General features: G+C 69.1%; 15 protein-coding genes. 7 read left to right on the top strand and 8 right to left on the bottom strand.

Translation table 11 applies throughout. The features are described from left to right. The first annotated feature begins 65 nt into the window (after positions 1 to 65). The gene (locus OH768_RS54010) at positions 66 to 686 is read left to right on the top strand and encodes a hypothetical protein (RefSeq protein WP_406465076.1); all 621 of its coding nucleotides are present in this window, start codon (positions 66 to 68) and stop codon (positions 684 to 686) included. 22 nt (positions 687 to 708) lie between these two features. On the opposite strand, the gene OH768_RS54005 is transcribed toward OH768_RS54010, so the two are convergent. Next, a complete protein-coding gene (locus OH768_RS54005) occupies positions 709 to 1239 on the bottom strand; it encodes a helix-turn-helix domain-containing protein (protein WP_406465073.1) in 531 nt (176 codons plus the stop codon). 901 nt (positions 1240 to 2140) lie between these two features. Here OH768_RS54005 and OH768_RS54000 point away from each other — a divergent pair. Beyond that, positions 2141 to 3118, top strand: coding sequence for a RimK family alpha-L-glutamate ligase (locus OH768_RS54000; protein WP_406465071.1), 978 nt, complete (start codon positions 2141 to 2143; stop codon positions 3116 to 3118). Next, the gene (locus OH768_RS53995) at positions 3119 to 3787 is read left to right on the top strand and encodes a hypothetical protein (RefSeq protein ID WP_406465069.1); all 669 of its coding nucleotides are present in this window, start codon (positions 3119 to 3121) and stop codon (positions 3785 to 3787) included. Between the two features lie 606 nt (positions 3788 to 4393). Here OH768_RS53995 and OH768_RS53990 read toward each other — a convergent pair. The 7 genes from OH768_RS53990 to OH768_RS53960 form a co-directional block, all read right to left on the bottom strand. Then, a complete protein-coding gene (locus OH768_RS53990) occupies positions 4394 to 5263 on the bottom strand; it encodes an AAA family ATPase (protein WP_406465067.1) in 870 nt (289 codons plus the stop codon). Further along, on the bottom strand, positions 5260 to 6846 hold the full coding sequence (locus tag OH768_RS53985) for a recombinase (RefSeq protein WP_406465066.1): 1587 nt from the start codon (positions 6844 to 6846) through the stop codon (positions 5260 to 5262). Before OH768_RS53985 ends, OH768_RS53990 begins: the two co-directional genes overlap by 4 nt. Before the next feature lie 40 nt (positions 6847 to 6886). Continuing rightward, a complete protein-coding gene (gene cas5e / locus OH768_RS53980) occupies positions 6887 to 8392 on the bottom strand; it encodes a type I-E CRISPR-associated protein Cas5/CasD (RefSeq protein WP_406465064.1) in 1506 nt (501 codons plus the stop codon). Further along, positions 8389 to 9603: a type I-E CRISPR-associated protein Cas7/Cse4/CasC gene (gene cas7e / locus OH768_RS53975; protein WP_406465062.1), complete on the bottom strand. Its 1215-nt coding sequence runs from the start codon at positions 9601 to 9603 to the stop codon at positions 8389 to 8391. Before cas7e ends, cas5e begins: the two co-directional genes overlap by 4 nt. 1 nt (position 9604) lies before the next feature. Next, positions 9605 to 10282: a type I-E CRISPR-associated protein Cse2/CasB gene (locus OH768_RS53970; RefSeq protein WP_406465060.1), complete on the bottom strand. Its 678-nt coding sequence runs from the start codon at positions 10280 to 10282 to the stop codon at positions 9605 to 9607. Between the two features lie 46 nt (positions 10283 to 10328). Then, a complete protein-coding gene (gene casA / locus OH768_RS53965) occupies positions 10329 to 11921 on the bottom strand; it encodes a type I-E CRISPR-associated protein Cse1/CasA (protein WP_406465058.1) in 1593 nt (530 codons plus the stop codon). A 651-nt stretch (positions 11922 to 12572) separates the two neighbouring features. Continuing rightward, on the bottom strand, positions 12573 to 15422 hold the full coding sequence (locus OH768_RS53960) for a CRISPR-associated endonuclease Cas3'' (protein WP_406465057.1): 2850 nt from the start codon (positions 15420 to 15422) through the stop codon (positions 12573 to 12575). A 134-nt stretch (positions 15423 to 15556) separates the two neighbouring features. Here OH768_RS53960 and OH768_RS53955 point away from each other — a divergent pair, with 134 nt between their 5' ends. The 4 genes from OH768_RS53955 (at position 15557) to OH768_RS53940 (ending at position 22876) form a co-directional block, all read left to right on the top strand. After that, positions 15557 to 16327 (top strand): transposase, encoded by a 771-nt coding sequence (locus OH768_RS53955; RefSeq protein ID WP_406458364.1) that lies wholly within the window; start codon positions 15557 to 15559, stop codon positions 16325 to 16327. A 596-nt stretch (positions 16328 to 16923) separates the two neighbouring features. Then, the gene (locus OH768_RS53950; protein ID WP_406465055.1) at positions 16924 to 20625 is read left to right on the top strand and encodes a hypothetical protein; all 3702 of its coding nucleotides are present in this window, start codon (positions 16924 to 16926) and stop codon (positions 20623 to 20625) included. A 110-nt stretch (positions 20626 to 20735) separates the two neighbouring features. Further along, complete coding sequence (locus OH768_RS53945) at positions 20736 to 21263, top strand: hypothetical protein (protein WP_406465053.1); 528 nt, start codon at positions 20736 to 20738, stop codon at positions 21261 to 21263. 74 nt (positions 21264 to 21337) lie between these two features. Beyond that, entirely contained in the window at positions 21338 to 22876 is a 1539-nt protein-coding gene (locus OH768_RS53940; RefSeq protein WP_406465051.1) for an ISKra4 family transposase, read from the top strand. Position 22877: the final 1 nt, after the last annotated feature.

The following is a 22877-nucleotide window of genomic DNA, read 5'->3' as shown; positions in this document are numbered from 1 at the left end:
GAGCACTGCCCGGTTCGAGACCGCTCGCCTGGATTACTGCCGTACACCGAGGAAAGGCCAGCACCATGTCCGAGAGCACGACTGTCGCCACGGGACTGACATCCCAGTACATCGCCCAGGTGGCGAGCGACCTCGAAAGCAACACAAAGGAACAGGAACGCATCGGCGCGGAGATCGAGGCGTTGCAGGAGCAGTTGGGTGCTCTGCAGCACGACCACAGCGTGCTGGTGAACATGCAGCAGGCACTCGGTGTCATCCGCGAACCGGATGAGCCCTCGACCACGGCCGAGAGCACCACAGTGCCCTCTTTCCCGCAGAGGACTGAGGCCGCACCCTCCAGCAAGCGCCGGTCACGGAAGACCACGGTCCCGCAGGAAACGGCGGCCAAGAAGCCTGCCACGCCCAAGGCTGGTACGCCGAAGGCCCGGCCCACTCTGGTGGAACTCATCCGCCGTCACCTCACCGAGCAGGGCGAGCCGCGCTCCGCTGCGGAAATCTCCACCGCGCTCGGCCAGGCTCATCCCGAGCGCGGCATCAAGACCAAGGTCGTCCGCGTCACTCTCGAAGGACTCGTGGCCAAGAGCCAGGCCCAGCGCACCAAGCAGGGCGCCTCTGTCTACTACACCGCCCCCGACGCGACGGAACCGACCGAATCCATGGCGCCCCCGGCCGACGCCCAGGCCTGAGGCGAACTGACCACCAGGCCGGTCAGTTCACCTCCGGCGGCGACAGCGGTTCGTACAGGTGCAAAGAGCTTTCTGCTTCCCTCACTGCCACCTCTGGTATGCGGTAGGCCCGTCCGACGCGAACTGCCTGTAGTTGACCGCCGTGAATCATCCGATACACCACCTGCGTGGACAGCCCCAGCAGCAGTGCAGCCTCGGCGGGAGTCACGTACACGACATCTCGCAGCGAGGATCCCCTTGGAAGGGGTATAGCCCCCAGCGTTTCTGAAGGCAGCGCGCCCTCCATCACGGTGTCCCGTCCGTCCTGCTGGCGCTCGGCCGCACGCACCCATAACTCACACATCAACCGCCGATTGATCGCAGCCCGCTCGGGGTTGGCGAGCGGGCCCCTGCGCGCCAGCAGATCGACAAGTGCGTGAACGACTTCGAGAGCAGGCAGGCGTGTGCTGCTGAATGCGTCGTGAATCGTGCTTCGGGAGATCCACACCTTGTCGGCCGTGCCATCGAGGCTTCCCGAAGCCTTCTCTTTCCCTTTGTTGATTTCATTTTCCATCTGCCTGCAACTGGGCCTACCTGAGCGCACATGAATGGAGTGCAGCAGCCGGTTCAGCGACTTATGAGCACCCTGAGGTAGGTCCGGCTTCCCCAGTATCGCCACGGCATCCCCCTTGCCGTCCGAAAGTGTCCGAGCCTGTCCTCTCCAGGATCCACGCGTCCAACCAGTAAGGAAAGACGGCGTCCAGCCGTCCGCTGGGAGCCGGGTCAGGCCTGTTGCGACAGAAGTCGTCTGAGGGGCTGTCCATCGACAGTGGGAATATTCATGCTTCGAGTTACGAAAGCGGCATGCGCCGATTGAATGACTCGAAGGAGAATTTCCATGTCCCGTGTGGCACAGGAGCCGGCCGGGGAACCGGTACAAAGGCGCCGCAGGCCAGGCTCGCCCCGCCGTAATGCAGCCTGTCGACCGCCTCGGTGCGATGGGCGTCGTGGCCGGCGTTCCACAACGGGCCCTTGCCCGCCCCCTGGCCTCCGGCGCGTAGCTGGCAGGCGGCCCGCAGATGACAAGCAGCACCTGGCGCAGGACATCCGCCGGGGAACCATCACTGGAGTGGTCAGTGGAGTTGCGCGTGTGTTCGTGGTCTGGCTGGCGGAGCACGGGCACCTGTGGCACTGACTGAAGTCACGGGGGGACTTCAGGGGCACCCTGCAAACGACTCGACTGGCGGGTCTGGGCCCTACGCCGGATCGAGCGCGCCGCAGAAGGCACGGGATCGCCGCTGTACCCAGCTCCGAATCTGGCCCTATGCACAGCTTTGCCGGCTGAAGTTCGCCCGGCGACTGCCGAGCGAACCCGTTCACAGCGCCGTCGAACTGCCCCTACATGTGGAGTGGTGCTGTACGCCGGGGTGGACGACGCCCGAGACGGATCCCGCCGCTCTTTTAGGATTCCCGTCATGGGACGAACTCCGGCGGATGGCGCCGCACCATCCGAATATCACGCTGCCAAGGTTCTGTTGATCGGAGATACAGCAGATCCTCACATCCGTGCGGTGGCGGAGCGGCTTCCGTCCCAGGGAACGGTCGTCATCGACGCCGCTTCGCTGCCGTCGGTTATGCAGTGCATGACCCTAGAGGGGTGCATCGTCCGTGATCTGACCGGTGAGCCGACCCGATTGGCACTGGATGGCCCGGCCCGCGGCTGGATCCGGCGCCTCGCACCTGCTGGGTGGGACAGTGACGTCGTCCTGGGCACCAGGAACGCGGCGCGTCTGGCCGCCCGGATGACAGCGTTGGCCGCTGTGCTGCGCCAGCCCGGCCCTGAATGGCTGTGCGAGGTGGACGCACTGTTCGCCGCAGAGAACAAGATCGTGCAGTACCGGGCCGCTCGCACTCTCGGTCTGCGGACCCCGGCCACCCTCATCGGTGGCGATCCAGCCGTACTGGCCTTGGAGCTGGGCGAGCCCTACATCGTCAAACCGCTCGGACCGGGTAACTTCACCGGTGCACAAGGCCGCGAACAGGTGATCCACACTCAGGCTGTCACCGCCGCGCAACTGGCTGGAGCAGACCTCCTCGACGCCCCGTTCCTGGCCCAAAAGCTGCTCACCGCTCGGACACACCTGCGCATCGTCACCGTGGCAGACCGTGCATGGACTGCCGAGCTCAGCGCCGACGGGCTGCCCGTCGACTGGCGCCAAGTCGCCCGAGCCCACCGTTCCTTCACGCACTCGCACCGCTGGCCCGCCGTGGAGCGTGACGCCCTGCGTCTGGCCCACCACCTACGGACCGGCATCAGCTGTCAGGACTGGATTGTCGACGACACCGGCGCCGCCTTCATCGACCTCAACCCCGGCGGGCAATGGCTCTTTTTGCCCAGCTCTCTCACCGCACAGGTTGCCGACCATCTTGCCGCCTGGCTCCAGGACGTATGAATGCCCGCCGTGACCGGCCGCTTCGCTGAAGCCCGCCTCTACCTCGTCTACTGCGCTGCGCTGCTTCATCCCGGCCGCAGCGTGCCCACCTTCGCCCAGGCCTCGCCGGTCACCATCGACCTGGATACCGATACCGACGACGAGTACGCCCTCCTCATCGAGGAAGGCCGCCGCCAGATCGACCGCCAGATGGCCGACCTGGAGCGCATCCGCAACCGCGCAGGCGCCCTCGCCACCATCTCGCTCGCCCTGACCGCTGCTGTCGTCACCAAGACCGCCGACGTCCTCCAACACCACTGGATCCTCATCGCCCTGTGGGCGGTTGCCTGCGCGCTGGCCGTCCTGGCCGTGGCCGGGGCAGCGTCCGTACTGTCCGCACGTGCTGTCTTCGGCGGAACCGACACGCAGATGGCAGCCCAGGGACCCCGCCCGATCCGCAGATACCTGGCCGAGGCATACGCCGAGAACGTCGCCATGGGGGAAGAGACCGTCAGGACGTTCCTCACGGTCTTTCGTGACGCCGTCACCTTGACGGTATCCTCGGCCCTGGCTTTCCTGCTGGTCCTGGCGGTCCTCGCGCACAGCCCAGGCAGCACCGTCCATGAACCCGCCAAGGAGGCCCCGTGCCCAACCTCTACGACCTGCTCAGCGACCCCGACACCGAAGTAACGTCTGTTTCCGCCGCCGGGAGCCCGCCGCCGCCCAGGCCGCCGAAACCGGGAAGCACCCTCACCGCCTCCGTGGAGAGCACCGATGCCGACCGTGCCGGCATGCTCCTGGGCGCAGTCGCTCTGTAGAACGCCGCGACACCAGGTGTTCTCACAGGTCAACCTCACTGCAGCTGCCGTACTGGGGACAGGCCGCAGGTACTGATCAGCAGCCGTGCGGGGCCGGAAGGACTCCCCTCACGTGGAAGGGCACCGGGCAAGGCTCCCGACATAGAAACGTCCGTCAATGTTCCCACGCCGCCTCCATCCATCGGTTCCGGCACCCGCCCGCTGGCGGCCCTCATCACGCGAAGGCGGGAGTCAGTCAAAACGCTTCACTACGACTGAAGTTGATACCCGGAACCCGGAAATCTGCGCCAACCGGCCTGCGTGATGGGCTAGTTGTGATGGGCAGTCCTTGCTCGGCACCGCGGGTGAATGTGCTGGCCACTCCCCCAGGCTGACGGCCACCGGGAGTGGGCATCACCGCGGCAGCCGTCAGGGCCGCAGGGCTCCCGTCCCGGCGCTGGTGCAGCCAGATTTCCGGGGCCGTCGCCCCTGGACCCGTTCAGTCGGTGTGGCGTTGGGTGGGGTCGAGGCGGCTGAGGACGGCGCGCACGAGGTCCCGGCTGTAGGCAGGGAGCGATGCGGCCGCGTCGTGTGGCGTGGGCTGGTGTGGCGGTCCTGCGGTATCGGGCCCCTTCGTGTCGGGGCCGCCGTGCTCTTCCCAGAGCAGGTAGGTGATTTTGGCCCACTGGCGGAAGTTGCCGTGGCAGGCGGCGTCGTCGATCCACAGCAGTTCGTCGGTGGGTACGTCCGTCCAGAGCGGGTGGTACTGGGGAATGACGGTGAGGACTTCTGCGGGGGTGAGGGGCTTGTAGCGCTGCCAGATGAGGATGCGGGAGTCGAGGGCCGGCCGGTTCTTGATTTTCTGGTAGCAGGTTTCGGCTCCGACCAGGACGACGGCGAGGCGGGTGTCCTCGTCGTCCCAGAGTTCGCGGATAAATTCGAAGGTCCGGGTGTCCAGCCACTGTGCTTCGTCGACGACCAGGACGCGCGGCGTCTGGGACAGGGCTTCTTTGAGCATGGCTTCGCAGCGGGTGCTGTTGAGGGGTGCCTCTCCGGGCAGGTCGAGCTTTTTGTACAGGGCGGCGCGCAGGGCCTGGATTTTGGCGGAGCCGACTTTGATGCGGAGGGTGGTGTGGGGGGCGAGGTCGTCGAGGTGGCTGTTGACGGCGAAGGTCTTGCCCAGGCCGACGCCGCCGTGGACGCACATGATGGCGCCCTTGCCGGCGTCGGCGTTGAGGGTGGTGTGGAGGTTGGCGTAGGTCTCTGCGCTGGCGTTGGTCAGCATGGCGCGGGCGCCGGGCAGGCCCATGTAGTGGTAATTGGGGCCGGTAGCCGGCTGGCCTTCGGGCGTGGTGGTCGGGTGGGTCACTCGGTGTCCTGGGGCTTGGGGCCGGAGAGGGGTTTGGTCCAGCGGGTGGAGGAGGGTTGGGGCCGGTTGAGGAGGTCGGGTCGGGCCTCGGTGTGCAGGTCTGCTTCCGGTGTCTGCAACTGGCGTAGCTGGGCGGCTGCTTGGCTGGCGGTGAGCCGGTTGAGGGGCTCGGGTGTGGCGGCGACGCTGGTGGCGGCGTAGCGGGGTTTGGCGTTCTTGCGGGCGCGGCGGGCTTTGGCGGCGTAGCGGTCGGCTTCGCGCTGGCGGGCGTTGCGCAGTGCGCGGGCTTGGCGGGGGCTCATCTCGTCGCTGCGGAAGGCGGGGCCGCGGTAGGTGAGGGTGTCGGCGTCGTAGAGCTCGACGCGGTGGTAGTGGTGGGGTTCGTGGCGCAGGCGGACCATCTCGCCTGCGCTGCCGTGGCCGTGCATCCATGCGCCGACGTAGTAGGCGCTGTTCCAGCGGACGCCCTTGCTGGTGATTTTCAGGGGTGGGCCGGCGTCGTTGAGGGTGTAGGTGTGCAGGTCGCCGGGGTTGAGGGTGTCGATGGGGGTGAGGTCGGCGTGCCAGGCCTGGGAGGGGGTGCGCCGGTGGAGGCGGGCGATGGTGTGGTCGTTGTTCCACCAGTCCACCCAGTCGAGGACGACGGTGACGAAGGTTTCGTAGTCGAGGAGTTCGTTAAGGGCCCACAGGGGTTGTCCGCGGCGGTCGCGGCGGCTTCGGGGGGTGTGGGCGTAGCCGGGCAGGCCCTTGAACAGCATGTGCTTGGCGGCGCCGTTGATGGCTTCGACGGTGCCTTTGAGGTGGGGGCTGTAGGGCGGCAGGACGATCAGTTCGGTGCCGAACTTCTGGAAGGCCTCGCCTACGCACTTGCCCAGGAAGTCGCGGCCGCGGTCGACTCTGACCTTGCGGGGGATGCCGCCGAAGGGCCGGTGGTGATCGGTGCAGAGGATGGCGTCGCGGGCGGCGGCCAGGATGGCGTCCTGGCTGGGCTGGTGGGGGGTGATGGCCAGGCCGCAGATGACGGCGGTGGCGTGGTCGACGAACCAGGTGATCCACGGTTTGCTGGGGTGTCCGTCGATGTTGACGAAGACGCTGGCTTCGACGTGGTCGGTCTCCCAGACGTCGTTGCGGTTGCCGTGGGGACGCAGGGCGTGGACGTCGTGTCGGCGGCGTCCTGCTTCGCCTTCTCTGAGGGCGGCGCGTTGCCCGGCGCTGAGTTCGCGGTTGACGGCGCGGTAGAAGGTGGCCTGGGAGGCCCGGGGCGGGGTGCCGAGGTGGCCGTCGGCGACGAGTGCGAGGTAGGCGCTCGCCACGTTGCCGTGCCATTGGGCCAGGGCTTCGTGCATGGCCGGGGTGAGGGTGAAGTGGCGGCGGCCTTGGGGGGTGTAGGTGCCGCTGTGGACAGTGGCGTTGTCCATCCAGCGGCGCACGGTGCGCCAGTGGACGGTGAAGGCGTCGGCGACGGTGCGTACGTCGTGGTGGGTCAGGCGCTCGGCGTCTTGCAGACGCAGCAGGCGGCGGACCGCGGCGGCGCGCAGGGAGGTGGTGTCGTAGGGGCCGTCGGGTGAGGGCGTGGCGGGCACGGGGTCCGGGATCTTCCTTGGGGTGGTGGGTGGGGGTGGGTCAGGCGGGGGCGAGGGAGAGCAGGCCGGCGCCGTAGGGCTTGCCGCGGCCGATGCCGGTGAGCAGCGCGTGGCGCAGCTGGTCGGGGTCGGTGATGGTGGCCACGCCGTCGAAGCGGGTCAGCACGTGCAGGGGGCCGGGGGCCTGGTCGGCTCCGCCGGGCCCGGTGGAGGGGTTCGGGCGCTTGTGGGGGCGGCGGAAGCGGGCTGGGGTGGTGTCGGTGGTGGTCAGGGCGAGGCCGGCCTGGTGGGCGCGGCGCTGCCACCAGGCGAGGGCGTCGTCGCCGTAGAGGGCGACGGTTTTCCTGCCGTGCTTGTTGCTGACGGGTTGGTGGTCGCCGAGGACACGGCGGACGGCACTGGCGTTGGCGGTGATGCGGTAGCGCACCGCCCGGCCGGGGGTCAGTGCCTGGAACATGGAGTGCAGGGCGCGGGTTTCGGCGCTGCCGTAGTCGTGGGGCAGGCGGGTGAGGTCGGGCGGCTGGTGGGACTGGATGAGCAGGGTGGGCGGGGTGTCGTCGGTGGTGTCTTCCAGGCGGAAGAGCAGGCCGGCTTTGTGCCGGGGGTGTTCGCCGAGGCCGTTGGGGGCCAGGAGCATCACGGTCTTGTGCAGATGGGCGGTGTCGGTCAGGTCGCGGCGGACGGCTCTGCTGCGGCGGTTGAGGCGGATGCGGGTCAGTGTCGCCGTGGTGGTGAGCGTCTCGGGTGTGTTGGTCACAGGGGGGGTGTCCTGGTCGATGTAGGTGGCCAGTGCGGTGAGGGCTGGCGGCGGGGCGTACAGGGTGGCGGGCAGGGGTTCGGTGGTGCGCCAGACGTGGCGGGTGGTGTGGAAGCGCCGGGTGGGGGTGAAGTCGACGGGTACGTCGGCGACTTCGCGGTGGGCGGGGGCGGCGGGTACGTGCTTCGGCTGTCGCTCCCACAGGAAGTCCACGGGCACGGTGGCCTGTTCGGGAGGGGGTGGGGCGTCCAGGCTGAGCGGGATGTGGTGGCGGAGTTCACCGACGGGGTCGGGGTGGGGGCCGCCAAGGACGAGGGGTTCGTCGGGGATGCAGGCGCGCCGGCCCAGGTAGGGGCTGAAGGCGGGTTGTTCGAGCCGCTGGATGAGGTGGTTCAGGAGCGGGTCGGGGCCTTGGACGGCGAGGGTGAAGACGGCGTCGGCGAGGTAGACACGCCTGCTGATGAGGGTGGACTTGGTCTGGGCGCGGTAGCTGCCGTCGCTGGTGCGCAGGCCTTGTTTGTGGGGGCGGCCGCCGCCGGCTGTGTGGAAGTCGGTGTGGCGCTGGCCGGGCCGGTCGATGCGGACGGTGAACTCCAGGTCCGTGTAAGGGATCTTGTGGGTGTCGGGGTCGGGGGTGAGGGCTTCTTCTCGCGGGCGTCCGTCGGCGGCGGCGAACAGGCCGATGAGGGCGGAGCGGGTGGGGAAGGGGAGGGTGTCGCGGTAGTGGAAGGCGGCGTGTTCCCCGAAGGACATCAGCGGGGCGGCCAGGCGCAGCAGGATGCCGTTCATGCGGCTGCCCGGGTTAGGGAGGGCTGGGCTGCGGTCTGGGTGAGGGCGCCGGTCAGGTCGTCGAAGCCGGTGTGCACGGTGCCGAGGTGGTCGACGGGTGCGTCGTGCGCGGTGGCGTAGCCGGAGCCGATCAGGCGGCGGGTGCCCAGCAGCCGGTTGTAGGCGCCGGCGTGCTGGGACAGGGCCTGGATGGCGGGGGTGAGGTAGCCGCCGCCGGGGGCGCTTTTGACGGGCTGTTCGAAGGCGGCGGCGAGGGAGACGGGGCGGCGGTCGCGTACCGCGTAGTGCACCAGGTGGGGGTAGGTGTGCGGGGCGGTGGCCGTCTTCTTCGCGCCGGGCATGGCGTCGATGAAGGATTCGGCGAACAGCTCCAGCAGGTGCAGGGCCTGGTCGTGGTCGCCGTTCAGGTTGCGGGTGAGTTCGGTGAGGTTGACGGTGGCGTAGCGGTAGAGCAGGCCGGTGGTGAAGAAGCTGGTCTTCAGGTGTGCGCTGCCGCTCTCGTGGGGCAGTGACCAGTCCTCCACCGCGGTGAAGTAGTCGGGCTGCTGGCCGCTTTGGTGGACGCCGAAGGCGTGTGCCATCTGCACGGCGCCGTCGACCTGGGCGCCGGGTACCTCGGCGAGCATGCGGCCGAAGAGGTTGATGGTGGCCGTGCGCTGGCGGATGAGAGCGGCGACGGCGGGCGTGGGCAGGACAGCCGCCGTCTCCTTCTTGGTCTTCCTGCGGGCGCCCTTGGCGTCGGCCTCGGCTTGCTGGGCTTTGTCCGCTGTCTCCTTGGCGAGGGCCTCTTCCAGCTGGGGGCGGTGTTTGGTGCACAGGTCGGTGAGGTCATCGAGCACGGTGCGCGGCAGGTAGAGGGGGACTGAGGTGATGCCTCCTTGGTTTTCCTCGGTCTTCAGTCCCTCCCGGGTGGCCGAGCGCACGATCTGGGCGCCGGCGAAAGTGGCCAGCTCTGCCGGCCAGCCGGCTTCGCGGAGGGCGTCGGCGGCGCGCAGGGGCAGCATGCGGGTGCGTGCGGCGTGCTCGTCGAGGTAGTCCTCCAGCCACATGCGGATGGCCCGCTTCCAGGACTGCGAGGACACCATGGGGCGCAGCACGCCGCCCAGTTGCAGCGTTTTGGGCAGGTCGTCCTCGCCTCGGTTCAGCACGGAGGCGGGCAGCGGGTGCAGGGCGTGGAGGTCGATGTATCGGGCGGGTGCGTAGGCGGCCATGTCAGTGCTCCTTGGCGGACAGGGTGTGCAGGGTGAGGAAGTAGTTCTCGCGCCAGCGGGCGGCTGTCTCCAGCTGGTCGTGGTCCCACCAGGCCAGGTCCTCGAGGAGGACGGCGAAGTCGAGGCGGGCGGCGCCGTGGCTGTGGAGGTGGCTGGTCAGCGACCACAGCCGGGGGTGCAGCAGTTCGGTGTCGAGCCGGGTGAGGGTTTTGACGCGGTTGGTCATGACGGCTTCCTTGAAGCCGTACCGGGCCACGGCGATGGCGAGGTGGGTGCCGAGATCGGGGCGGCTGCGCCAGGGCCGTGCAGCCGCCCCGGTACCGGCCGGTGGTGCAGGGGCCGGGCCCGGCCCGGGTGCGGCGCCGGTGACGGCCGGCGCTGTGGCGGGGCGGGCGGTGTGGTCTGCGGCGGGGGTGACCGACTCCGGCTTGTAGGGGCCGTGTTCGTGGGGCAGGTCGCGGTTCTGGGCGATGAGGCCGGCCACGGTGTAGTGGGCGCGGCGGGCTCCGAAGCCGGCGATGTGCCGGGTGAGGTGCTCCGGTATCCGGGGGCACTGGGCGATGGGGCGTCCGCATCCCGAGTTGAGGTCGGCGCGGATGCTGGTGACCGCGCACAGGGTGATGACCTGATGGACGAAGTCGTCGTAGTGGGCGCGGCGTTGCGCGGTGGTGAAGGACATGGGTGCGAGGGCCTCGGGTGGGGTGGCGGCGGGACGAAGCCGGGGGTCAGTGACGGTGGCGGCGCAGTTGGGCCACGGCGTGGGCGATGGCCTCGGCGGCGCGGAAGTGCTGGGCGATGGCCGGGCGGGTGGCGGTGCGCAGCGCGTGGATGGCGTCGGCGGCGCAGGCTGCGCGTGCGGGGCGGGCGGAGTCCTCGAGAAGGGCCCAGAAGGTGGTCTCGGCGCGGGGCCAGTACAGGGTGCGGGCGCTGCGGGTCCACGGCGGCAGGCTCCTGGGCGGCCGCCCGGCCTTGTCGCCGGCCGGGGAAGTGACCTGGCTCCAGGCGGACTTGGAGACGGTGTCGAGGTGTTCGCCGATCTCCTCGGCGGCCTTGCGGCATTCGGCGATGCGCTCGGCCGCGGCCGGGTCGTGTTCCTGCGTCCAGGGCCAGATCGGCGGGGTCAGGGCCGTGTACCAGGTGCGGTTGACGGTCTTGTCGTTCTGGTCGAAGCCGTAGACCCTCACCCTCAGGGCGGCTCGCAGGTCCGGGGGCAGGTCGTTGAGTGTGGTGAAGGCCTCGGGACGCTGGACGGTGTAGGCCGTGCCGCCTTTGCTGGTCCGTCCTTTGCGGTCGTCCTCATCGCCCGCCAGCAGCAGGGCGTCCAGGTCCCGCCACAGCGCCCGGTCGGCGTCTGCCGGGCGCGGCCTGTGCCGTTTGGTGACGGGCTGGCCGGCATGGACGTGGTGGATGAGGTAGGGGTCGAGGGCGGGGAGCTTTTTCTGGGTGGCCCAGGTCAGGTAGGCGTCGGTCACCTGCCGGCCGTCGGCGGAGGGGATGAGGAGGGCGGCGTGCCGGGAGCGGCCGGTCAAAAGCCGGCCCGGGGAGGACACCGGTGGCGGTGCGGCATCGGGGTCGGGGCCGTCGTCCGGGTCCGGGGCGGGCAGTGGTTCCTCCCATGGGCAGCGGTCTTCTGCGTCCGGCCACAGCCGGGACGGCTTGGGCATGCCGGCCAGGAGGGTTTCGTACAGGGTGCGGCCCAGCGGGTGGAAGGAGAGTGTGGAGCGCAGCGGTCCGGCTTTGGCCTTTCCGAGGGAACGTCCGCCTACGGTGCGCACGGAGCACTGGCCGGCCGCGCCGTAGTAGTGGTGGATGAGCAGGTGCCACAGGGCCTGGTCGCTGGGCACGGGCTGGGGGTCGGTGTCGGTGTGCGGGCTGAGCCAGGCAAGGTTGTTGCCCTCGGGGCGGCCGAAGACCAGCTTGTTGACGCCGGCCCGCTTCGCGCACTGCGCGGCCAGTCGCGGGTCCTGCAGGAACGGCCGCTGCGGGTGGAACAGGTCCCAGATGTGGCGGTCGAAGTAGTCGTGAACGGCGTCCGGGTCGAATCCTCCGGGGTTCTTCAGCAGGTCACGGCGGCGTTGCGCCCATTGCCGTGCCGTCATGCGTCCGTCTGCCTGCGCGTCCAGGCCACTCACCCGCGCAGCCATAGCAACGAGCAGGCGCAGGGCCGCGGATGCCGCCGGCGGCAGGGGCAGCGCCAGGTCCTGGATGAGGTGGGCGCGCAGCAGCACATCCCTCCATCCCAGGTATTCCTGGCGCCCGTTCAGGAACAGGACGGGAATGCAGGGCTCTTGGTCGGTCGCATAATGCGGGGCAGGCACACGGGCTCCATTGCCGGGCGTGAAGCAAGAGGGGTTCTCTGGAAAGAGCTGCCTGCCGAAATCAGGGGGCCCGCCCGGGTCGCGGCGCCGCAGGTGCACGCGGAGGACCAGGAAGAGGAGGCGGGCCGCGCGGTTGTGGGCCAGGTCAGGCCAACGCCGACGGGCAGCAGGGTGCCGCACGGGGACACCAGGGGTGCGGTGTCCACAGCACAGCAGGCGCGAGACACCGGACTCGAACATTCGTCCGACTTCGCGGTTCCATATTAGCCACAGCTCGGCAGCCCCCTGAACCACATTGTTCACCCTGCAATTACCGGTCGGTTTCCTTTTTTGACCCAGCGTCATTTCCTGGATACGGAGCGGCCCTATTCACGGTTCTGCCCCGGCAGCCCCCTTTCTTTTCGCTGCCGCCCGACGGACGCACCTGAACCGCATCGAGAACACAGGGGTGCAATGCGCCGCCGTCTCCAGGGTGTCCGGGCCTACCCGGGCGGCTGCCGGAGTGGCCGACAGAGACGGCACAGCGGCGGACACCGATGCGACGGTGCTCTCCTGGCCGTCGCAGCCCGGCGCGGTTCGCGATCAGCAGCCACAGCGCCTTGAAGGGCTCAGGAAAAGCGCGGTGGCCGCAGGCACGCAGGCGACGCCACCTCAGGGCTGGGTGTGGACCAGCCCCAGGGTGGCGTCGAGGCGCAGGCTGTGGCGCCCGAAACGCACCGGCCGTGCGGGGTCTTGGGCATCCTGCGGCAGCAGAACGAGGTCGGCGAGGAGAGCGTGCGTACGCCAGGAGGCAGGGACCTGGTTGCGCCAGCCGCGGTCGGCGACCCAAGCGGCGGGCACCGGCAGGGTGTGCCGGAGGATCGTCCGGGTCTGCGCGGTGGTCAGTTTCCGTTGCTGGGGCAGCGGCTGAGTGCCGGCTGCGTCCAGGGTGAGACGGCCGCCAGGGGTGCGGTAGACGGGCAGGAGGCGGCGGGGCATGACACCCAGCCGGGTGGCGGCCTCGCTGGCGTGCAGGTTCTGGCGGTGCAGGTCGGACAACGAGAGGGTGTCGTGCCAGGTGGGCACGAGGTGCAGCGCGCTGTGGTGTTCTTCGGTGCGCTGGCGGGCCTGGTGGAGAGTGTCATTGCGGTGCAGGGCGGTGTTGGTGGTGGCGAGGTCCTCGGCGTCACCGTGCACGCTCTGCACGAGATGCCGCACGTCGTCGGGCAGGGTGAGCGGGCCGTCATGCCGGTGCGCGAGGTGCTCAGCGGTGGCAAGCGGCAGGAACGGGGAGTCCAGGACGCGCCAGGCGGGCGGCAGGAGGGTGCGGCCGCGGTGGTCGGTGGGCTGCAGCACGCTCAGGCAGGGGCGGCCGTGCCGGCGTGTCCACGCGGGCAGCGCGATGTGGTCGAAGCGCCACAGGCGGCCCAGGCGTTGCAGGAGGGTGTGCAGAGCGGCCAGGTCGCTGACCATGACGTCGACGTCGATGTCGAGGCTCATGTCCAGCAGGCTGGTGGTGACGATCACCAGACGTTTCGGGCGCCGACCGCTGCGGGAGAGGACGGTGCGGACGTGACGGGTGAGGGCTTCCCCCTGGTGGCCCGGGAGACGGGCGTGCAGCAGGAGCAACTGGCCCTCGGGTCCGCCGTCCGGCCAGTCCAGGGCGGCGTGCAGGTGTTCGTAAGTAGCCTGGGCGTCGGCCATGGTGGCGCAGTAGACGGCCGCGCAGCCGCCCGATTCGGCGACGGGTGCGATCTCCTTGGCGATCCGCTCCAGGCGGGTCTCCCGGACCGGGGCGTCCTCGGGGTCGGTACAGGAGGGGTGACGCACCGGGTGAAGGCGGATGTCGGCGCGGCGGCGGTGTCGGCCGGCGTGGGTGGCGGCCGCGGCGGGGTCGATACGGGTGAGGGAGGCGTCTGAGGCCGCGGCGTAGAGCCAGCCGGGATACGGCGGATGACAGTCCAGAGAAGCTGTTGCGGGGTAGGGGTGGCCGGCGCCGTCGAGGTAGCTTCGGATGAATTCACTGCTCACGTGCCTGGGCAGGGTCGCGGACAGCAGCACCACGGAACAGCCCAAGGCGCCCAGCCAGTGCAGCAGCCGCCCCAGCATCAGCCGCATGAACGGCGGCAGGGCGTGAACTTCGTCGACGATGACGGTCCGCCCGGAGAGGGCCAGCATGCGCAGGGCACTGAACCGGACGGGCAACGCAGCCATGAGGGCCTGGTCGTGGGTGGCGACCGTGAACTGGGCCAGCAGGGCCCGGTCCCAGCCGCGCAGCCAGCCGTCGGGCACCGTCACCCGCTCCTCGGGCCGCTCCCCCGCCGGCGTGCCGGCGACGTCTTCGTCGGGCCAGAAGGCGTCACTGGTCGACGGCTCGTGAGCGGCGAGGCGGTGGTCGGTGTAGGCGGTGTTGAGGTAGCTGTGGCTGTGGACCAGGGAGACCGGGGCGTGCTCGGGCCGGTGGGCGGCCACGTAGGCCTCGAGGACGTCGTAGGCGGCGTTGGTGGTGGCCATGGTCGGCAGCAGCCACAGGATGCCGGCCGTGTCGCCGGAGGCGTTGAAGATCCGTGCGGCTTCCAGGGCGGTGACGCTCTTGCCGCCGCCGGTGGCATCGGTGACCACCACAATTCCGGGGCCCTTCTCCCCCACCGCGTGGGCGAGTTGCTCGATCACCGAGGCCTGCAGATCGTTCGGGGCCTCCAGGCCGCCGTGCGCGCGGCTGAAGGACGTGTGCGGCAGGGTGATACGGGTCAGACCGGACTGCTCGAGCAGGGCGGGGGCGTCCCGGACGGCCTGTGCGTAGTGCTCGCCGGCGCCGAAGGCGGGTGCCTGGGCCTTGGGCAGCCAGTAGTGGCGCTGGCTGGCCAGCCGGTCCGCGATGATACCGACCCCGGTGATCAGCACGGCCGCCGGCACCGACACGTCCGCGGGCACCGCGGTGGCTCCGGTCAGATGGCGCAGCAGGGCGAAGTAGCGGCGGCGCAGATCCTGCCAGGCCGGCCCGCCCAGCGTGAGGTTGACCCGGGAGGCCTTGGCCGCGCCATCGATGTCGACCTGCAGGAACCGGCCGTGGTGGCCGCCCAGGATCTGCGCGACCAGCACCGCGACGCTGTCGGACGTGTCCGCCGGATAGCCGGCCTCGGACAGCAGGTGCAGCGCACTGTGCATGGACGCCCGCTCGTGCGGCATACGCTTCCAGTTACGGGCGTCCGCGCGCAGGGTGTCGCTGACCCGGGCCCAGGGATGCGCCTCCTGCTCCTGGAAAGCGGACAGCTTGCCCAGATCGTGCAGGCCGGCGATGAACATCACCAGGCAGCGCGCGTCAGCCAGGGAGAGGCCCAGTCCGGCGGCGATCAGCCGGCGCTGACCGCGCGTCAGGTACCGGTCCCAGACCACGCCCGCGACCGCCGCGACATCCAGCAGATGAAACAGCAGCGAATACACCGCCCCCTGCCCACGGTCGAACTTCCCCCACGGCGTCAGATCGATCCCGCCGTACCGGGCATCCTCCCGCACTCCCACCAGCTACTCCTCTGCCATCAACTTCCTCCCAGCAGAGGAACATTGACCGTATCCGGTCGCACCATGATCCCAGCCACGGATCAGAGCCTAAGACTTGTCCCGTAACTGCTGGTCAGGGATGAGATGATCTTGTCGTGGCTGGTGTGATCACGGCGTCGGAGCCGTCCTGGATAGCCCCGTTCACCGGGCTGAGTCCGCGTCAGTTCGGGAAGCTGATCACCGCGTTGCGACGCGAGGGGGCAGATCCGGTGCGCAAGGGCCGGCCGTGGAGCCTGCCGCTGGAAGACCGGGTGCTGCTGGTCGCCGCGTACTGGCGGACGAACCTGACGCTGCGCCAACTGGCGCCGCTGTTCGGGGTGTCGAAGTCGGCCGCCGACCGCATCATCGACCACCTCGGACCCGCGCTCGCCCTCCAGCAACGCAGGCGGTTCCGCAAGGACGCCGTGCTGATTGTGGACGGCACCCTGGTTCCCACCCGCGATCACCAGGTCGCCGAGCAGTCGAAGAACTACCGCTACTCGACCAACCACCAGGTCGTCATCGACGCCGACACCAGGCTCGTCGTCGCCGTCGGCCGCCCGTTGCCCGGCAACCGCAACGACTGCAAGGCGTGGGAACTGTCCGGCGCGAAGGACGCCGTCGGCAAGACAACGGTCATCGCGGACGGCGGCTACCGCGGCACCGGCCTGGTCATCCCGCACCGACGTGAACCGGGCCAGGCCGAACTCCCGGCGTGGAAAGAGGAACACAACACCTCCCATCGCAAAGTACGTGCACGCGTCGAGCATGCCTTCGCCCGCATGAAGACCTGGAAAATCCTCCGCGACTGCCGCCTCAAAGGGGCCGGTGTCCACCACGCCATGCTCGGCATCGCCCGCCTGCACAACCTCGCACTCGCAGGGTGACGGAGAAACGGCAGGTCATCCAGCACATCAAAGATCATTTACGGGACAACGCTTAGATCCGATAGCCAGGGCACAAGCACGCGGATGCACGCGGCCACCACTCGCCGGGTTCGGGGACCACCGCCACAACCGACTCCGGTAAAGTGAGCAAAAAAAGCGGCTTGCCGATCTTCAAACCCACAGCCCAGCAAGGGTCCTCCCCACAGGCGTGGGGGTTGTTCCATGTTCGCGAGGCTGTTGCGCGAGTTGTAGAGGTCCTCCCCACACACGTGGGGGTCTGTCCGCGTTCGAGCATGGGCGCGGTGATGTCGGGGTGTCTTCCCCACACGCGTGGGGGTCTTTCCGTCAGTCGGAGGTAGCCCCGGCCTCGCTTCTTGATCTCCCCACACACGTGGGGGTCTGTCGGCGAACTGGGCCCACCCACCCGATCCAGCCCACCGCGTGTTCCACACAGTTGGGGCCTATCCATAGTGCGTGAGACTGCAGCGGGGCACATGAGGCCGAAAGCCGTCGCAGATCCTGCTGCGTGGACACCTGTTGTCAGACCCCGTGCCTAGTCTTGCGGCGACAAGTCGGCTTCAGCGCAGGGGGTTTGCGTGGCGTTCGACGGTGGGCGAGTCGCTGCTCGCGGCTTCCAGTACCAGTATCTGCGCACGGTGGAAGCACTGCTGGCCAGCGTCCGGAACGGCGAAGCAGCTGTGTGCCGTATCGAGGGGCCTGGGAACGTGGTGTCGCTCCAGCATGCGGATTCGGTTGATTTCGATCTGGCCGACGCCGCTGGCCGCTCGCTGATGGCGGTACAGGTGAAAAGCGCCGGAACAGGGCGGATCGCGAAGGCCCGAGAAGCGGTGGCGGTGCTGGTGCATCTGGTCACTGGTTTCGAGGCCGAGCAGTACCGGTTGATCACCTCGGCTGCACCTGACAAAGGATGTCTGCGGCTGGCTGAGGTGTTGCGCCGCCATGGCGGTGATGTTCCTCTGCTCAAAGCGGACTTGCAGGACCTTCTGGTCCGGGCGCCGACCGTGTGGGGTATCTGCCAGGCTCTGTCCGAGGAGCATTGGGAACGTCTGGGGCGTGCGGGCATCGAGTTCGATGGCCGCAGCGACGGGCAGTTGCGTGAAGATCTCCACTATGCGCTGCGCACCGAACGGGAGCGTGCCGGGCAGGGGTTGTCGCACAGGGCCGGGGGGCTGGTGCTGGGCCATTTGGTGGCCGAGGTCATGCGCCGCGCGGCCGACCCTGACCTGGCTCACTGGGACGTGCGGGAGTTTCGTCGGTCGGTACTGGTCGGCGACGAGGAACTGATCTCAGCTGTCGGCCGGCACGAGCTCGGGATCGTCTACGGACAGATGCCGCCCCTTCCTGAGGTTGAGCGCACGGACCTCGTCGATGGGATCTCAGAGATCCTCTCTTCTGGTGGGGATGGCGCCGTGGGCGTCCGAACGTGTGTCATCACCGGACTGTCGGGACTGGGCAAGTCGAGCCTGGCCGCGGCACACATTGCTGATCAGGCCTTCCGCTATGACGTGGTGTTCTGGGTGGACGCCGAGAGCGAGGAGGCCTTGGTCGCGTCGTTCGCCCGCGTGCTGGCACATCTGACCGGCAGTGAGGAACCGGCCGAGGTGCGGGATCCGCGGCTGGTGCGCGAGCGAGTGCATGCCGAGTTGCAGTCCTTGCCGGGGCTGTGGCTGATGGTGTTCGACGACGCCAGTGCGCCTGTTGCCCGTGCCTGGATACCACGTAGTGGGCGGGGCAGGGTCATTGTGACCGCTCTGGGTGGCCACTGGCACGGTGTGCAAGGGCGCATCGATCTGAGCCCGATGAGCAGCGAGGAAGCACTCCGCTTGCTGCAGCTGCGGCTGGACTTGAGTGAGGGTCAGGTTGAGCAGTATGCGTCGTCGTTGTCCGGGCTGGCCCAGGTCTTGGAGTGCTGGCCGCTGGCGATCGAGGTGGCCTGCGGCTACCTGGTCACCTGCGGTATTAGCGTGGACCGGCTTCCCGCCTATACGAATACGCTGGTCCAACGGGCCGCGGACGATGAGCGGTTGGTGCCTGCCGGGTATCCGCGGACGCTGTCGGCGGCCGTCGCGCTGAGCACCGAGCGGCTGATCAGCAGTGCCCGCTCTCGTGGCTTGCTGCGGCCGACCCTGGCCACGGTGGCCGCCTTGTGCTGGCTCGCCCCGCGCCGGGCGCCGGTGCATCTGGCGTTGGCGAGCGCGTTCGTCGGCCCCGCAGACCTGCCGCCGGCTCCCGGGTGGGTGGTGTTCGACGAGGCGCAGATCCCGGTGCGCGAGGTCATCCGCGAACTGACCGATGTCTCCGTCGTCCGGTACGACGAGCCGCTACCGACCCGCACGGAGGTGTTTCCCGGCAGCGAGGACACCGTGTCGATGAACGCGGTGCTGCAGGACATTCTGGCCCGGCACTTGGGGCTGTCGCAGTCAGACGTGGCTGCGGGTCTGGCACACGTGGCCTGCCACACCGACCGCTGGCTGCGCGGGGCCTTGCTCTCCGGGCAGGCCGAGCGGTCCTGGGAACTGGCCCAGCACGCCACCGTGCTGGTCGGGCACATTCGCTCAGCACACACGGCCGACGGCTACACGGCCCTGCTCATGGGCAATCTGGCAGCGTTTCACCATGCTCACGGCCAGTACGACGCCGCCCGCGCCCTGCTGGAGCTGGAGCTGGAATGGCTGGCACAAGCCGGCGACCCGGACGAGGGGTTGGCCGCCCAGACACACATCCTGCTCGCGCACCTCACCCAGCTGCGCAAACAGGCCGACGCCGGGCACCGCATTGCTGCCCATTTGCTGCCCGTGCTGTCCTACCTCCGCCAGCTCGACGGTCCGCTGCCCGAGCCCGTCACCCACCTCGCAGCCGAGGCGTCGCGGATCCTGCAGAAGCACCTGCGCGACGAGCCCGACCCTGCGCTCGCGCAGCTGCTGGAAGATTTCCGTGCCCTGGCAGACACACTGCCCCTCACCGAGTCAACGCAGGCGACGAAAGACCTCCTCGCTATCCAGGACCTGTTGGGACACGGCGAAGGCGAGCGCGCCGAACACGCCGCAGCGGCAGCCTTGGCCAGGAGCACCGATCCATGGTCGCGGGCTACGGCCGACCTCAAACGCCTCCTCATCGAGGCGCTCGCCCTACAGCACAAGTGGGAGCAGGCCGATGCCGCGCTGAACGACTTCCTGCCCTATGCCGGCCCTCGCACGCTGTACGGATTCGCCGTGCACCACCTGGTGCACAACGTCGGCTGCCACTGCGCCTGGACGTGGGTGACCCAGGGAGAGCAGCGTGCAGTGGAACTGCTGGGACGGCTGCTGGAGGAAACCGGCATCGCCGAGAATCCGGCGCTCGAGACGGCCACCGATGAGGCCCGGTTCATCCTGCTCCAGGTGGTGTACGACAGTTGGCGGGCCATGAACGGAAGTTCCCAGGACGAAGGGTTCCTGGAGCAGATGAGCCGGCTCAACGACAAGGCGTTAACCGAGCCGTATGACCCGGACAACGTGTGGGAGCGGATCTGCTCCGGACTGGTGCCGCGGCTGTCGGCGGTGATGGGTGAGACGGTGCACCGCCAGTACCAGGAGGAGGGAGAGGCCATTCTGGCCGCCGGCCTGGCCGCGCTCGAGCGGGATCCAGCAGTCAAAGACGCCTACGAGGCAGCCCGCTGCCACGCGGTGCTGTCGCTGTCCACGGACCCGGTCTACGGCAGCCTCACCGGACGTTCCACCATCGACCTCCTCCTGCCGGAAGCCCGAAAGTTCCTGCCCGGCCCGAAGGCTCTGGCCATCCTGCAACCCCACAAGATGGTCGGCTCCACCTCTCCCGACACTGGCAAGTCCATCGAGCTCCAGGTCCACCGAGCCTGCGACAAAGGGCTGCGCCGACTGACCGGACCGCAGCCCACCCTCATCTCGCCCCAGCACCTCACCCTCGTGCTGACCGGCCAGCAGCTGACCCTCGAACACGACGACGGCACCGTCATCGCCCGCGCGACCGTGCAGGCCTCCAGCCAATGGCGGCAGGCGGCTCGCTCCCGCCACAGCGCGGTGGTCTTCTTCGGCTACGGCTTCGCCCTCAACGACTCCCCCACGCACCGGCAGCTCATGGCCTCACCCGCCGAACTGGGCCGTCACATCAACAGCACCAGCGACAAAGGTCTCCTCGCCGCGGGACTCGTATCCGTCCGCCTCCAGCCCACACCCTCCGTTCAACATCAGCCGCCGACTACAGCCCGCCAGCAACCCCGCCGGTCAACCCGCGCCCAGCGGAAGAAACCCCACAAGTAGACGCAATTGGGTGCGGATCCTTTCGAGGGACAGCTGAGCTGGGAAGACGCTGATTGACGTGTGGGCGGTGCCGTCGTACTTCTACCGTGGCGAGGTGGAGGTGGGGTGCCATGGTGTCGTTGCCGGAAGAACTCCAGGCGCGGGAGGCCGCGGCTCGACAGCGGGTGGAAGAACTGCAGGCCGAGGCTGCGGAGTTGGCTGTCCGGCTGGAGAAGGCCCGGGCGGATCTGTCGCGGTTGGAGATCACGCGGGAGACCGTGATGCAGGTGCTGGCGGAGTTGTCGGCCGCGGAAGAAGCGCCGGCGGCAGAGGCGCACGACGCGCCGGAACCCAAGGAAGCGCCGGCGCCTCACGGCATCGGGGTGATGGCGGTGCCGCCGTGGCGGGAGGGCCTGGTCGCTCAGGTATTGCCGGACGTGTACCGGGACATCGTGGAGATCGTCGCCGATGCTCCGGGTCCGTTGCAGGCCAAGCAGATCGTGCCGCGGATCGGTCTGGAGGCAACGACGGCGAAGATCGAGGGGACGCGGGGGAAGCTGAAGCGTCTGGTGGAACGGGGCTGGCTGGACGAGGACGCGCCGGGACGGTTCACCCTGGCCCGCCACGACAGGGACGCCGACCACGTCAACTCCCGGTGACCAAGGGGCTCTTCTCCGTAGATTCGAAGGTGCCAACCGAACGAATCGCAAGAAGAGCCGAAGAAGAGCCCCAGATGGAACCCTATGACGCCTTATTCGAGCCTGGTGCCTACGCAGCCTCCCGTGGTGCCTTCGAACGCCTCGTCTCGACGCTGGTCGGCACCCCGGCGCGGGACATGGCCCATGACGAGCTGGAGGTCCTGCTCGAGCAGCAAGGGCGCGAGCTGCTGAGGCAGCTGATGCAGGATCACCTCGACCTGCGGGCGAGGGCTGAAGAAACGGCGGCCCGCGTCAGCGCGGGACGGCCGGTGGTGCGCGGGCCGGAAGGACAGCCGCGGACCTGGCAGGAGAGCAACCACCCCCGCTGGCTGACCTGCGTGTTCGGGCCGGTGCGGGTGAACAGGATCGCCTATCGCGGCCGGGGCGTGTCCAACGTGCACCTGGCCGACGAAGCATTGTCGCTGCCCGCGGGCCGGCACTCGCGTGGGCTGGCCCGGCTTGCCGTCCTGGAAGCCGTGAGAGGCTCGTTCGACCAGGCCCAGGCCGCGATCGAGCGACGGTGCGGGAGAGTGCTGGGCAAGCGCCGCCTCGAAGAGCTGGTGATCGCTGCGGCCGTCGACATCGCCGCCTACTACACGGTGAAGATCCCCACCCCGTGCACCCGCGAGGTGCCGCTGGTCATCCAGGTCGACGGCAAGGGCGTGGTGATGCGCCCCGAAGCCCTGCGCGAGGCCACCCGCCGGGCCGCGGCCCGGAGCGCGGCGGCCGGGCGGCGCGGGCGGCTGGCTCCGGGAGAAAAACCCAACCGCAAGCGCATGGCGACGGTGGCCTGCGTCTTCGACGCCGCGCCCGCCCCGCGCCGGCCGCATGACATCGTGCATCCGCCGGGTGGCCGCAGCGAGAGCCGGACGCCGAGGCCTGGCCCGAAAGCGGAGCGCAAATGGTGCACCGCCTCGGTGATCCGTCCTCCGGAGCAGGTCATCGCCGACGCCTTCGACCAGGCCGAGGCCCGCGACCTGCAGCATCTGCGGGACTGGATCGTGCTCGTCGACGGCGCCCGCCACCAACTCGACCTGATCCAGGACGAAGCCGCCCGCCGCGGCATCCGCCTGCACGTCCTGCTCGACTTCGTGCATGTTGCCGAGTACTGCTGGACGGCCGCGCACGCTTTCCACCTGGTCGGCAGCCGCGAGGCCGAGACCTGGGCCGCGGACAAACTCACCGCGATCCTCGCCGGACACGCCGACCGAGCCGCCGCCGAGATGAACCTCCAGGCCGCAGCCGAACACCTTTCCGCCGCCCGTCGCGAGGCCGTCACGACCTGCCACCGCTACCTCACCGGTCACCTCGACCAGCTCCACTACGACACCGCCCTCGCAGCCGGCTGGCCGATCGCCACCGGCGCCGTCGAAGGCGCCTGCCGCCACCTGATCGCCGACCGCCTCGACATCACCGGAGCCCGCTGGGGACTCAACGGCGCAGAAGCCGTCCTCCAACTCCGCGCATTGATCACGAACGGCGACTTCGAGGACTACTGGATCTTCCACACGGCCCGCGTACATCAACGCCTCTACCCCAGCCCCGGCCAGCAGAAGTACAGCCTCACCGCTTGAT

Origin of the sequence: Streptomyces sp. NBC_01622 (genome assembly GCF_045209635.1) — a bacterium.
Classification (GTDB): domain Bacteria; phylum Actinomycetota; class Actinomycetes; order Streptomycetales; family Streptomycetaceae; genus Streptomyces.
The sequence above is the reverse complement of the archived record's forward strand: the minus strand, read 5'-3'. Positions and strand labels throughout refer to the sequence as shown.

Bases quoted from the DNA above. Each gene is read 5' to 3' on its own strand.
- OH768_RS53995 (WP_406465069.1), top strand. From the start codon at position 3,119: ATGCCCGCCGTGACCGGCCGCTTCGCTGAAGCCCGCCTCTACCTCGTC.
- OH768_RS53970 (WP_406465060.1), bottom strand. From the start codon at position 10,282: ATGTCCTTCACCACCGCGCAACGCCGCGCCCACTACGACGACTTCGTC.
- OH768_RS53940 (WP_406465051.1), top strand. From the start codon at position 21,338: ATGGAACCCTATGACGCCTTATTCGAGCCTGGTGCCTACGCAGCCTCC.
- OH768_RS54005 (WP_406465073.1), bottom strand. From the start codon at position 1,239: ATGGAAAATGAAATCAACAAAGGGAAAGAGAAGGCTTCGGGAAGCCTC.
- OH768_RS53945 (WP_406465053.1), top strand. From the start codon at position 20,736: ATGGTGTCGTTGCCGGAAGAACTCCAGGCGCGGGAGGCCGCGGCTCGA.
- OH768_RS54000 (WP_406465071.1), top strand. From the start codon at position 2,141: ATGGGACGAACTCCGGCGGATGGCGCCGCACCATCCGAATATCACGCT.
- OH768_RS54010 (WP_406465076.1), top strand. From the start codon at position 66: ATGTCCGAGAGCACGACTGTCGCCACGGGACTGACATCCCAGTACATC.
- cas7e (WP_406465062.1), bottom strand. From the start codon at position 9,603: ATGGCCGCCTACGCACCCGCCCGATACATCGACCTCCACGCCCTGCAC.
- cas5e (WP_406465064.1), bottom strand. From the start codon at position 8,392: ATGAACGGCATCCTGCTGCGCCTGGCCGCCCCGCTGATGTCCTTCGGG.